Here is a 12,062-nt window from a genome sequence, read left to right on the forward strand (position 1 = left end):
CCAGCTTAGCCACCCGTTCTGAAAACTCTCTGGAAATGACCTCTTCCGTCACACCTTCGCAGTCTTCTATGGTATCGTGAAGATAAGCTGCACTGATGACTTCTTCATCTGTTGTCATAGAGCAGACAATATCTCCTACTTCAATCGGATGTACGATGTAAGGTCGTCTGGTTCCCTTTCGAAATTGTCCTCTGTGTGCCCTGGTTGCAAATTCGATTGCCTTATCGATCATGCTTTTGTACCTTCTCCTTGTATTCGCTTCTGATAGTTTCTGATAATTTCTGTTTTTATTATCCGGCAATTTTCTACTGTCGTCAACCCCCTCATTCCGTATGTTCACTATTCATTGCTTTTATTTTCATTCTGGATACGGTATACTATACTTACATCATTGTGATTGGAGCGCAATAATTCTATGAATCAGAAATATATACTAGTAACAGGTGCTTCCCGCGGAATCGGGCGGAGCATCGCCTTAAAATTCGCCAGAGAAGGATATCATGTTTTCTTAAACTGCCGAACTTCTCTGAATGAACTTGAAGAAGTACAAAATAAAATCCTGAGTATGCCCGGCGGAAGCTGTACTATAACTACCGGTGATGTAGGTGATCCGGATCAGGTGCGCCGGATGTTTCAGGAAATTCATAAAATATGTCCCGGCTTAGATGTACTGGTCAACAATGCCGGTATCAGCCATATCGGACTTCTGATCGACATGACTGATAACGAATGGGATCGTCTGCTGGCTTCCAATCTGTCGTCTGCATTCTACTGCTCCCGCGAAGCACTGAAAGATATGGTCTCTGCCAAATCCGGACGGATCCTGAATATCTCATCCATGTGGGGAACTGTCGGTGCTTCCTGCGAGGCTGCTTACTCTGCTGTCAAATCCGGCATGAACGGACTGACCAAAGCACTTGCAAAAGAGTATGCTCCCAGCCATATTGCGGTAAATGCACTTGCATGCGGTGTTATTGATACAGAGATGAATCATCAGTTATCCGCCGAAGAACGCGCTGCACTTGCTGAAGACATTCCGGCAGGACGATTTGCTGACCCAGATGAAGTTGCAGATCTTGCATGGCAGATTATTAACAGTCCGGAATACATGACCGGACAAGTCATAGGAATAGACGGAGGGTATATCTAACAAACGTTAGATATACCCTCTTACTTTTCTTTTATGCTTCTTCTCTACTACTTTACAATCTTTAATATCTCTTTGCTGAGCGGCGTTCCCGCTTCTTTTAATAACTCAAATAATATCGCTTCACTGCTCGTAAGAACAGCACCTTCCTGTTCTGCTCTGCGGATCGCCATCTCGCGGTCACTCTCTCTTCTGCTTCCAATGCAGTCTGTCACAAGTACAGGCACATACCCTGCCCCCGCCAGATCGATCACCGTCTGCAATACACAACAATGTGCTTCCATTCCGCATACCAGAATATACTTCTTATCATGAATCTTCGGCTCTGCCACTTCCAGTGCACTGAAAGAAATCTTATCCAGATATTCTGTCTCTCCGGATGCTTCCCAGACCTCCGGCACAGACATCCCCAGTCCCTTTGTATACTGCTGTGTTACAGTCATCGGAATCTCTAATGCTTTTAAGCCCTGAAGCAGAATCCGCACGCGCTCCATCAATGCCTCATGGTCTGCAATCGCAGGAACCAGTCTCTCCTGAAAATCTACGATCAATGCTGCCGTATGTTCTCGTTCTATTCTCATATCACTTCATCTCCAGCACGACAGGACAATGATCCGAACCCATCACATCTGTCAGGATCTTCGCATCTACCAGTCTGTCTTTTAATGCCTCGGATACACAAAAATAGTCAATTCTCCATCCGGCATTCTTTGCTCTGGCACTGAACCGATATGACCACCAGGAATAGATGCCCTCTGCATCCGGATAGAAATAACGAAATGTATCGATAAATCCCGCATCCAACAGTTCGCCAAACTTGCCACGTTCTTCATCGGTAAAGCCTGCATTCTTACGGTTGGTCTTCGGATTCTTGAGGTCGATCTCTCTGTGAGCGACATTAAGATCTCCACAGAACACCACCGGCTTCGTCTCTTCCAGTTTCTTCAGATACGCCAGAAAATCCTCTTCCCATTTCATACGGTAATCCAGTCTCGCCAGCTCACTCTGTGAATTTGGCGTATACACAGTGATAAAATAATAATCTTCAAATTCCAGTGTGATCACTCGGCCTTCCTGGTCATGCTCCTCAATCCCAATGCCATAAGATACACTAAGCGGTTCTTTTTTTGTAAATATTGCTGTTCCTGAATACCCTTTCTTTACAGCGTAATTCCAGTACTGATGGTACCCCGGCATATCCAGATCCAGCTGCCCCGCCTGCAGCTTACTTTCCTGAATACAGAATACGTCCGCATCCAGTTCCTGAAATACATCCACAAATCCCTTTTTCACGCAGGCACGGATTCCATTTACATTCCATGAAACAAATTTCATGTCTCATCCTCCATCTGTCTTTAGTAATATACTTTTCTGAGGAAAAGTCCTCTGGCCGGTGCAAGAAATCCCGCCATGCTTCTGTCTTTTGCTTCCAGCACAAGCGGAAGATTCGACGCTTCTCTCTTACCTGCCCCCACTTCGATCAGTGTACCGGTAAGAATTCTTGCCATATGATACATGAATCCCGATCCATAATAAGTAATGCGCACTTTATCTCCTGCCCGCACTACCTTGATACTGTAAATCCTTCTTATTGTATCTCTCGTCTCACGGTTATCTGTAAAGCTTGTAAAATCCTTCGTTCCGACCAGATAATCCGCCGCATCACGCATTGCCTCAATATCCAGCTTGACCGGATAATGGTAACAATACTTCCGGGAAAATACATCAGGTTTTTCCCGGCAGTCTATATAATATTCATATTTCTTTCCCTTAGCACTCTTTCTGGCGTGGAATCCATTACGCACCAGTTCCACCCGGATGATACGTATATCTTCCGGCAGCGAACGGTTCAATGCATCCTTCAGGTCTTCCACATCATACAGCTTCGACAGCTTCACGCTGGCCACCTGACCACGTGCATGCACGCCACTGTCCGTACGTCCGGAACCGTCTACCTGTACACGGTATCCTACCATACGTCCGATGGTCCATTCCAGGATATGCTGGATCGTATTGTCCGTCATAGCCTGGCGCTGCCATCCCTGATAACGAGTGCCGTCATAGGAAATGGTCATCTTATATGTTCTCATACATTACTCCGTCTATTTATCCCCCTTTGAACGATCCAACATCATCTTCTTGATCTCGTCCATAAAGGTGTTCACATCCTTAAACTCTCTGTATACAGAAGCGAAACGTACATATGCCACTTCGTCCAGTTCTTTCAGCTCATCCATAACGATCTCACCGACATCTGTACTGGAGACCTCTTTTGCTTCCAGATTAAAGATCTTAATCTCAATCCGCTCTACTGTCTTCTGGATCGCCTCAGCAGATACCGGACGCTTATAGCACGCACGAATAATGCCTCGCTCAATCTTGCTTCTGTTATACTGTTCTCGATTGTTATCTTTCTTAATAATGATAAGCGGAATCGTCTCTACCTTTTCATAAGTTGTGAAACGTTTTCCGCATTCATCGCAGGATCTTCTTCTGCGAATCGCACTGCCATCCTCCGCTGGTCTGGAGTCAATCACTCTGGTGTCAGGGTGGTTACAATATGGGCACTTCATTATAAGTCTCTCCTCTTCTCAGTCTGCTGTACCTCAACACGGTTTTTTCTCATGCATTTCTACCAATATAATATCCGGGCCGATCCTTTTGATGCACTGAAATGGTATCACAAGCTCTGTATCTTCTCCAAACAGGAAACAGAACCTGCCGCCCTTAGGCACTATGATTGCTTCGATACAGCCACTGCATTCATCAAATATCAAATCAGTCACATATCCGATCTTACTGCAATCACAGGAATTGATAACTTCCTTTTTCTGAAATTCACATAGTCGCATACGATCACCTCTCTACAGTATATGCAGTAAAAAGGTGATCGGCGCATCAGCTTCTTTAATTATCGGATAATCGTTCCTGTCTTTCCTTTCAGTCCTTCCATCAATTTATCATAAGATGTAATGATGGCTTCTCTGCCTTCCCGCTGCTCGATAAATTCTACCGATGCACGGAACTTCGGAAGCATGTTGTAGACACCAAAATGTCCCTCTTCCATGTACTGCTTTGCTTCCTCTACGGTAATCTCTCCGAGTTCTTCTTCATTCTCTTTACCCAGATTGATACATACCTTTTCAACGCTGGTCAGAATGATCAGTTCATCTGCGTCCAGTTCTTCTGCAAGCTTACCTGCTGCCAGGTCTTTTTCAATTACAGCACTGGCGCCTTTCAGACGGTGATCCTGTTCCAGTACCGGAATACCACCGCCTCCGCATGCGATAACTACCTGATCTGCATTGACCAGGGTCTTGATTGCCTCAATCTCAACAATACTAACCGGATTCGGTGCAGATACAACTCTTCGGAATCCCTTACCCGGTTCTTCTACTACATAGTTACCTTTCTTACGTTCTGCTGCGGCATCCTCTGCCGACATATATCTTCCAAGCACCTTGGTCGGTGTATAAAATGCTTCATCATAAGGATCTACCGTTACCTGTGTCAGGATCGTACTGACAGTACGGAAAATGCCTCTGTCCAAAAGCTCTGTGCGGATTGCATTCTGAAGGTCATATCCGATATATCCCTGGCTCATAGCCGAACATACGGACATTGGGGCCTGTGTGTAATCGGTATGGCTTTTGCCAAACTCATTCAATGCTGTATGGATCATGCCCAGCTGCGGTGCATTACTATGTGTGATCGCTACCTGATATCCTTCTTCGATCAGATCTGCGATCATGCCTGCTGAACGCTTAACTGCTTCCTTCTGCTCTGGAAGTGTTGTTCCCAGTGCTCTGTGTCCTAATGCTACAACCACTTTCTTCTTCATCTATCTGTCTCCTTTATCTTCATTAAAATCTATGCATTATGTATGTAGTAATAATAATATCTGCGATTATGAAATGCAAGTCTAAAGATTCAGCACATCCTGTACGCTATAGAATCCAGGACCTTTATCTTCCAGATATGCCGCACAGTCGCAGGCTCCTCTTGCAAAACATTCCCAGTTATAGGTGTGATGTGTGATCTCCAGGCGTTCACCCATGCATCCGAAAAATACGGTATGGCTGCTCGGAATATTACCGGCTCTCAAAGAATGATATCCAATGGTTCCCTTCTCTCTCGGCGACTCACCTTCGCGTCCGTATACTGCGATATCAGAAAGCTCTTTGCCCATAGCATGTGCCATAATCTCTCCCATCTCTTTGGAAGTTCCGCTCGGAGCATCCTTCTTCCACTGATCATGCATTTCCAAAATCTCAATATCTGCATCTTCACCCAGTGTCTTAGTTACCATCTCCAGCAGCTTATTCATAATATTCACAAGCTTGGAAGTGTTCGCTGCATAAAGCATCGGGATTGTCTTCGCTGCTTCTTTAAATCTTGCAAATTCCTCTTCGCTGAAGCCTGTCGTACCACATACCAATGCCTTGCCATGCTTCACTGCCAGATCCAATACCTTCAGGGCATTCTCCCTGGTAGAAAAATCTATGATCACATCACAACCATCGATTACAGCCGCCAGATCATCTACTACCGGAACGCCGAGATTACGTCCGATCAATGCGACCATCCCCAGATCCTGTCCCACATAATCTCTGCCTGCCGGTGCAACACCAGCCACCAGCTCCATATCGTCACGTTCAGCTGCCACCTGTGTGATCAGCTTTCCCATCTTACCTCTAGGTCCAATTACTATCACTTTCATAATACAGACTCCTCTCACATTAAATGAAACACCATGTCCGGTATCTATCGATTCTCATGCGTTCAGTATAACACAAAAGAGTGGGTTTGGGGCAGTCTGAGGCAGATTTTTTATCCCAGTCCCACCACTTCCGGATCATGTGTAAATGCCTAGAACGTTGCTGTTGCATTCTTAAAGTAGAACACTTCTGCATCTTTCAAAAACTCAACTACTCTTTCCATAAATTGCTCCTCCATATATTTTATATTTAATAACACTTCTTACAAGGTGTTAATCCCTTTGCTTCTGCCTCCGAACGGGACATCTGTGTTGCCGCATCCGGGTTCATGGTACCACAATTATTCCGGCTGTGGTACTTGCTGCCTGTAGCAGATACCCATACCTGATCTTCAGTACCCACATCCTGCGTATCTGCTGTCTGACTCTGCACTGCCTGACTTTGTACCGATTCGCTGCTTTCCGCTTTGCTTTCTGATCCCACAGCCTGAGTTCCCTGATCCTCTGCATCTCCCGGCGTGTAATCATTACACGGCTCTGTACTCCATGTCAGATTTGTGCCATCACTTGTGACTGTAATAGTTCCCTGTTTGTCTGTACGATACACCTGGATATCCATGCTTTCCAGTTTATCCATAGTATCTTTATCCGGATGCCCATACTGATTATCCTGTCCACAGCTTATGACTGCATATTCCGGAACTGTCTTCTGCAGGAAATCCCAGGACGTTGCTGTCGCTGATCCATGATGTCCCGGAACCAGCACATCACAGTCCAGATCAATCCCGGAATTACACATTGCTGCCTCACTGGATGCTTCCGCATCCCCTGTAAATATAAAGCTGTTGCTTCCATTTGTCAGCTTGATTGCTACCGAATTATTATTACTTCCATTCGGATCGGTTTCTGCCGGTGCCAGTATCTGGAATGAACCACTTCCAAAGGAAAATGTAGTTCCGACTTCCGGATGCTCCATTTCCAGTCCCTTCTCGTCCACCGTATTTACAAAAGAAGTATATAATTTACTGTCATGTACATAATCACTGGATATCACATGATCGACTTCAAATGCATTCAAACAACCAATTAATCCCGCCATGTGATCCGAATCATAATGCGAAGAGATCAGATAATCAATCTTGGATACATTCTGTTCTTTCAGATATGAAACCACAAAGCTTGACGTCGAACGGTCACCGCCATCGTAGATCATCGTCTGTCCCTCTGACTGTACCAATATCGACAGACCTTGTCCTACATCCAGAAAATGTACCGTCATATCCCCTGCTTCGCTGTCATCCACAGACTTGTCTTCTGATGTATCATCCTGAGTTGATGAACTATCGGTCTCCTTACTTTCTTTTTGATATAGCTTCGTATCAGCTTTATCTGTGCCGCATGCGCCAAGCAGACACATCATAACCAGTGCCAGAATTGATGCCATACATCTCTTTTTCATTCTGTTTTTCACATCTATTCCTCCCCAAATGAATATATACTGGTGTTTCAGGGTCTTGCATCCACTTATGCGCAGACTCATGTGGATTCAGGCCTTTTACCCGTTATCATATATTATAACACTTTGACCGAATAGCGGAAATATCACAGATTTTTTTGCATATAAAAAAGCAGATAACGGGAGTCGAACCCGCCTCTCCGGCTTGGGAAGCCGGCGTTCTACCGATGAACCATATCTGCATGTGCCGTCTGTGCAACACTTATATTCTTTATGAATTTGTTTGAAACTTTATGTCTAATCTATAACCGATCCGAATCCAACACAATCGTGAATGGTCCGTCATTGGTCAGGCTGACTTTCATGTCCGCGCCAAAGCTCCCTTTTTCTACTGTCTCTACAGATTCTTTACATTTGGCAATGATGTATTCATACATCTCATTAGCCATATCCGGCTTACCTGCTTCGATGAAGCTTGGACGGTTACCCTTTTTACAGTTAGCATACAATGTAAACTGTGATATCAGAAGCAGGCTTCCGCCTACCGCATCCAGCGACAGGTTGGTCTTGCCCTCCTCATCTTCAAATATACGCAGACCGATCATCTTCTTGATCATCTTATCTGCAATCTCCTTAGTATCGGAGTCAGCCACTCCGATCAATACCATGAACCCTTTCCCGATCTCACCAATCGTCTCTCCGTCTACTTTTACATCTGCATGTGTTACTCTCTGAATTACAAATCTCATTTACTGAACCTCTATCTTATCTATAATGTAGCCTTCCACCGCTTTGCGGTCAATACCGAGAGAGATTGCCAGTTCGCCGTAAAGATTGTCCTCCGCAGTGCGCAGAAAACGCTCATCACTTGCTGTAACCTTCTTTCCCTTCGACAGCCGCAGCTGCTTTCTGGCATACAGAGTCTTGAGTATCTTTACCCATTCTCTGTTGTCACAGGTCTTAAATGCCTGTTTAAATATATCGTCCTTACGCTTTTCATTGTCTATCTGAATCGGATCGATCTCTGTCATATGGGCGATCAGATCTTCTGCTTCCTCTTTCGTAATAACCGGACGCATGATAATCTTATCACTGTCAGCCGGAACATACAATACGCCTCCACGAGAATACACCTGAGATAACGTATAATAATCCTTATTGCCTGAAGCCTCTGACAATTTTAGTTTCCCAATGTCTTCCACTCTGCACACACCATGCTGACCACATACAATATACGTTCCTATCTCAAACATTCTAATTCTCCTTTCTGCTATGTTTCAACTGATATCCTTTCTATATATCCATTAGTTTCAGACAGAAAATTCCAGTTTCCGCCTTTATATACTATATTAGCAGATTTTTGTTTGTTTTGTAAGAACTTTTTTTCTTTTTTTATATTTCAACGCAATTGTCTATACATTTTCTTTCTGTATTTTTGGTCGGAATCTGTGCAAGTATGATTGCCACAAACATCAACACACAGCCAATTCCTTCTCTTGCTGTCAGCGTCTGCCCGAGGAGCACCCATCCTGAAAGTACGGAAATGCTGGATTCCAGGCTTAAGATCAATGACGCCACTGCCGGATTCATACCTTTCTGTCCAATGATCTGAACTGTATATGCAACACCACTGGACATAACACCGGCATAAAGGATCGGTCCCGCCGTTTTGATCACTGCATCAAAAGTCACGGTTTCCAGTATCAGCATAAATGGTACCGACAGCACACCTACTACCATAAACTGGATACAGGACATTTTCACATTGTCCGTCTTTGGTGCAAAATGATCAATAACCAAAATATGCATCGTATATACTACTGCGCACAAAAAGATATAGATATCACCTTTTCCTAATGAGAATCCGTCTGTGATACATAAAAAATACAGTCCCACCACTGCAAGCGCTACTGCCATCCAGACTTTCCATCCAACTTTCTTCTTTAAGAAAATACCAAATACCGGCACAAGTACAATATAAAAAGCGGTAATAAATCCACATTTTCCCACACTGGTATACTGCATACCAATCTGCTGCAGGGTACTTGCCACAAACAGGCACAACCCACAGCAAATCCCTCCGATCCACAATACTTTTCTGTCTCTCTGCGGTTCGTTCTGTTCTACTGCTTCTGATCTGCGATTGATTTTATTTAATAAGAAAATGCACGGAAGCAATGCCAGACTTCCGACAAAATTACGGATTCCGTTGAAGCCAAACGGTCCGAGATATTCCATGCCTACGCTCTGCGCCACAAACGCAGTTCCCCATATAAATGCTGCTGTGAATAATAATACAGCATTCTTTGTCTTCATATCGTCTCATTCCTCCTGTTATTTCTTTAATCTAATGCCATTCGTTCTATCTTACCATATCTGTATAAAAATACAAAGTATTACATTCTTTTATTTGCATATCAAATCAAGTATAATAAACCTACATATGGAGGACATGCTTATGAACATTACATTTCACAAATCAACAGGTATTTTTCACTTATATAACAACGACATCAGTTACCTTATGATGATTCTGCCAAATGGTCAGATAGGACAGTTATATTTCGGTGCAGCAATCCGAGACCGGGAAGATTTCTCGCATCTCTTAGAGACTTGCTACCGCACCAATTCTGCATACTATTCCGAGGAACTGAACACCATGTGTCTGGAACATCTAAAACAGGAATATCCGGTATACGGCACTTCTGATTTCCGTGAGCCGGCAGTAGAAGTGATCCAGGAAAATGGCAGTCATCTGTCAGATTTTCAATATAAGGGATACCGCATTGAACACGGCAAACCGCATCTTCCGGGGCTTCCTGCCACTTACACCGAAGATGATTCCGAAGCAATGACTTTGTTTTTGGTATTAAAAGATCCGGTGACCGGACTGATGGCAGAACTTCTTTATACCATTTTCAATCAGGGTGGCATTATCGCCCGCAGTGTACATTTTGTCAATCAGGGGACGGAAATTCTGCACCTTGGCCGCGCCATGAGCCTTTCTCTGGATCTTCCTGATTCCAATTATCAGTGGATGCAGTTCTCCGGTGCATGGGGCAGAGAGCGTTATCTTCATACCCGCGAACTGGTTCCGGGCATCACTTCCATTGGCAGCACACGTGGTGCTTCTTCCCATGAGCACAATCCATTTGTGATCTTAAAACGACCGCATACCGATGAACTCCAGGGCGAAGCCATTGGATTCAGCCTGGTATACAGTGGTAATTTTCTTGCACAGGCAGAAGTAGATAACCAGAGCGTTACACGAATCCTGATGGGTATTCATCCGGATACTTTTGACTGGAAACTTTCCCCTGGTGCTGACTTTCAGACACCTGAAGCTGTCATGGTCTACACCTCCTGCGGATTAAACCACTTAAGCCAGACCTTCCATAAGCTGTATCAGAAGCGCCTTGCCAGAGGATACTGGCGCGACAGACCGCGTCCGATCCTGATCAATAACTGGGAAGCCACTTATTTTGACTTTACGGAAGAGAAACTGTTGGATATTGCCAGACGTGCCAAAGACTGTGGTGTAGAACTATTCGTACTGGATGATGGATGGTTCGGGGCACGGAGAAATTCCTTTGCCGGACTCGGTGACTGGACACCTAACAAAGAGCTGTTACCGGATGGTATCGCAGGATTGTCCGCAAAAGTAGAGGCGCTCGGCATGAAATTTGGTCTCTGGTTTGAGCCAGAAATGGTAAATGCAGACTCTGATCTGTACCGTTCGCACCCGGACTGGCTACTTAAGACACCGCATCGGCATTCTTCCCTTACCAGACACCAGTATGTATTAGATTTTTCCAGAAATGATGTCGTGGAACATCTCTATCAACAGATGTCAGACCTCCTCCGGAATGCACATATTTCTTATATCAAATGGGATATGAACCGTTACATTACCGAATGCTATTCTGCACTTCTACCGGCAGACCGTCAGGGTGAAGTCTTCCATCGGTATATTCTCGGTGTATATGCACTGTATGAGAAGCTGACATCAGAATTCCCGGAAGTACTGTTTGAATCCTGCGCAAGCGGCGGTTCCCGCTTTGACCCGGGTATGCTCTACTATGCGCCACAGGGATGGACCAGCGACAATACCGATGCCGTTGACCGGCTGAAGATCCAATACGGAACTTCCTACTGCTATCCGATCAGTTCCATCGGAAGCCACGTGTCAGCCGTTCCTAACCATCAGCTTTTCCGGATCACTCCATTGTCCACCCGTGCAAATGTGGCATATTTTGGAACATTCGGCTATGAACTGGATCTGAACACCCTGACTGATGAAGAACAGGCTGAAGTCCGCAGGCAGACTACATTTATGAAAAAATGGAGACACTTGTTCCAGTTCGGTACTTTTTACCGGATTGCAAGTCCATTTGACGGTAATATCACAAGCTGGATGGTTGTAAGTGATGATCAGAAGACGGCAATTGTTGGCTGGTATAAGATACTTAATCAGACCAATGCTCCATTCAGCAGGATCCGTCTTTTGGGATTGAATCCCGATCTGTGTTACCATTTGAAAGACAGTACGCAGTCATTCTACGGTGACGAACTGATGCATGCAGGACTTTCAACTTCTGACTCTATGTGTGGTGAACTCATGGGACGGAAGCCAAGCTGCGACTTCGACTCCAGACTTTTCATCCTGCAGGCAGAATAACGTTCCGCCTGACGGCTCGATGAACATTGGCCGCCCTATAGAAATCCGTGCAAGCACGATTTCT

14 protein-coding genes and 1 tRNA gene are annotated in these 12,062 nt (G+C 44.8%); 2 read left to right on the forward strand and 13 right to left on the reverse strand.

The annotated features are described in order from the left end of the window. The coding region (locus OCV65_RS04435; protein WP_262581058.1) for an HD domain-containing protein at nt 1-232 on the reverse strand (232 nt) is incomplete at its 3' end. Nucleotides 233-415: 183 nt separating this feature from the next. On the opposite strand from OCV65_RS04435, the gene ymfI reads away from it, so the two are divergent. Next, on the forward strand, nt 416-1,150 hold the full coding sequence (ymfI, locus tag OCV65_RS04440) for an elongation factor P 5-aminopentanone reductase (RefSeq protein ID WP_262581059.1): 735 nt from the start codon (nt 416-418) through the stop codon (nt 1,148-1,150). Between the two features lie 47 nt (nt 1,151-1,197). Here ymfI and OCV65_RS04445 read toward each other — a convergent pair whose 3' ends face one another. From OCV65_RS04445 to OCV65_RS04500, 12 genes are all read right to left on the reverse strand, one after another. Next, a complete protein-coding gene (locus tag OCV65_RS04445) occupies nt 1,198-1,728 on the reverse strand; it encodes an isochorismatase family protein (protein WP_118452962.1) in 531 nt (176 codons plus the stop codon). 1 nt (nt 1,729) lies between these two features. Next, entirely contained in the window at nt 1,730-2,482 is a 753-nt protein-coding gene (locus OCV65_RS04450) for an exodeoxyribonuclease III (RefSeq protein ID WP_262581060.1), read from the reverse strand. Nucleotides 2,483-2,502: 20 nt separating this feature from the next. Further along, the gene (gene truA, locus OCV65_RS04455) at nt 2,503-3,237 is read right to left on the reverse strand and encodes a tRNA pseudouridine(38-40) synthase TruA (RefSeq protein ID WP_118383370.1); all 735 of its coding nucleotides are present in this window, start codon (nt 3,235-3,237) and stop codon (nt 2,503-2,505) included. Between the two features lie 12 nt (nt 3,238-3,249). Further along, the gene (gene nrdR / locus OCV65_RS04460; RefSeq protein WP_262581061.1) at nt 3,250-3,720 is read right to left on the reverse strand and encodes a transcriptional regulator NrdR; all 471 of its coding nucleotides are present in this window, start codon (nt 3,718-3,720) and stop codon (nt 3,250-3,252) included. Nucleotides 3,721-3,753: 33 nt separating this feature from the next. Continuing rightward, nucleotides 3,754-3,999, reverse strand: a complete 246-nt coding sequence (locus OCV65_RS04465; RefSeq protein WP_118383368.1) for a PRC-barrel domain-containing protein — start codon at nt 3,997-3,999, stop codon at nt 3,754-3,756. Nucleotides 4,000-4,058: 59 nt separating this feature from the next. Beyond that, nucleotides 4,059-4,988 carry a carbamate kinase gene (gene arcC, locus OCV65_RS04470; RefSeq protein WP_262581062.1) on the reverse strand — a complete coding sequence of 310 codons (930 nt, stop codon included), beginning with the start codon at nt 4,986-4,988 and terminating at the stop codon, nt 4,059-4,061. Between the two features lie 81 nt (nt 4,989-5,069). Beyond that, nucleotides 5,070-5,867: a 4-hydroxy-tetrahydrodipicolinate reductase gene (gene dapB, locus OCV65_RS04475; protein WP_262581063.1), complete on the reverse strand. Its 798-nt coding sequence runs from the start codon at nt 5,865-5,867 to the stop codon at nt 5,070-5,072. A gap of 247 nt (nt 5,868-6,114) precedes the next feature. Continuing rightward, on the reverse strand, nt 6,115-7,335 hold the full coding sequence (locus tag OCV65_RS04480) for a ComEC/Rec2 family competence protein (protein ID WP_262581064.1): 1,221 nt from the start codon (nt 7,333-7,335) through the stop codon (nt 6,115-6,117). A gap of 156 nt (nt 7,336-7,491) precedes the next feature. After that, nucleotides 7,492-7,562 (reverse strand) — tRNA-Gly (locus tag OCV65_RS04485). Between the two features lie 60 nt (nt 7,563-7,622). Beyond that, nucleotides 7,623-8,069: a D-aminoacyl-tRNA deacylase gene (gene dtd, locus OCV65_RS04490; protein ID WP_118383365.1), complete on the reverse strand. Its 447-nt coding sequence runs from the start codon at nt 8,067-8,069 to the stop codon at nt 7,623-7,625. After that, nucleotides 8,070-8,573 (reverse strand): CarD family transcriptional regulator, encoded by a 504-nt coding sequence (locus OCV65_RS04495; RefSeq protein WP_262581065.1) that lies wholly within the window; start codon nt 8,571-8,573, stop codon nt 8,070-8,072. Nucleotides 8,574-8,712: 139 nt separating this feature from the next. Beyond that, a complete protein-coding gene (locus tag OCV65_RS04500; RefSeq protein ID WP_262581066.1) occupies nt 8,713-9,636 on the reverse strand; it encodes a DMT family transporter in 924 nt (307 codons plus the stop codon). Between the two features lie 142 nt (nt 9,637-9,778). Between OCV65_RS04500 and OCV65_RS04505 the strand changes: the two genes are divergently transcribed. Beyond that, nucleotides 9,779-11,998, forward strand: a complete 2,220-nt coding sequence (locus tag OCV65_RS04505) for an alpha-galactosidase (protein ID WP_262581067.1) — start codon at nt 9,779-9,781, stop codon at nt 11,996-11,998. The last annotated feature ends 64 nt before the right edge of the window (nt 11,999-12,062 follow it).

This window comes from Dorea ammoniilytica (genome assembly GCF_025567415.1).
GTDB classification, from domain to species: Bacteria; Bacillota; Clostridia; order Lachnospirales; family Lachnospiraceae; genus Claveliimonas; species Claveliimonas ammoniilytica.

Coding starts and splice junctions, on each gene's coding strand:
- ymfI (WP_262581059.1), top strand. CDS start 416: ATGAATCAGAAATATATACTAGTAACAGGTGCTTCCCGCGGAATCGGG.
- OCV65_RS04445 (WP_118452962.1), bottom strand. CDS start 1,728: ATGAGAATAGAACGAGAACATACGGCAGCATTGATCGTAGATTTTCAG.
- OCV65_RS04450 (WP_262581060.1), bottom strand. CDS start 2,482: ATGAAATTTGTTTCATGGAATGTAAATGGAATCCGTGCCTGCGTGAAA.
- truA (WP_118383370.1), bottom strand. CDS start 3,237: ATGAGAACATATAAGATGACCATTTCCTATGACGGCACTCGTTATCAG.
- nrdR (WP_262581061.1), bottom strand. CDS start 3,720: ATGAAGTGCCCATATTGTAACCACCCTGACACCAGAGTGATTGACTCC.
- OCV65_RS04465 (WP_118383368.1), bottom strand. CDS start 3,999: ATGCGACTATGTGAATTTCAGAAAAAGGAAGTTATCAATTCCTGTGAT.
- arcC (WP_262581062.1), bottom strand. CDS start 4,988: ATGAAGAAGAAAGTGGTTGTAGCATTAGGACACAGAGCACTGGGAACA.
- dapB (WP_262581063.1), bottom strand. CDS start 5,867: ATGAAAGTGATAGTAATTGGACCTAGAGGTAAGATGGGAAAGCTGATC.
- dtd (WP_118383365.1), bottom strand. CDS start 8,069: ATGAGATTTGTAATTCAGAGAGTAACACATGCAGATGTAAAAGTAGAC.
- OCV65_RS04495 (WP_262581065.1), bottom strand. CDS start 8,573: ATGTTTGAGATAGGAACGTATATTGTATGTGGTCAGCATGGTGTGTGC.
- OCV65_RS04500 (WP_262581066.1), bottom strand. CDS start 9,636: ATGAAGACAAAGAATGCTGTATTATTATTCACAGCAGCATTTATATGG.
- OCV65_RS04505 (WP_262581067.1), top strand. CDS start 9,779: ATGAACATTACATTTCACAAATCAACAGGTATTTTTCACTTATATAAC.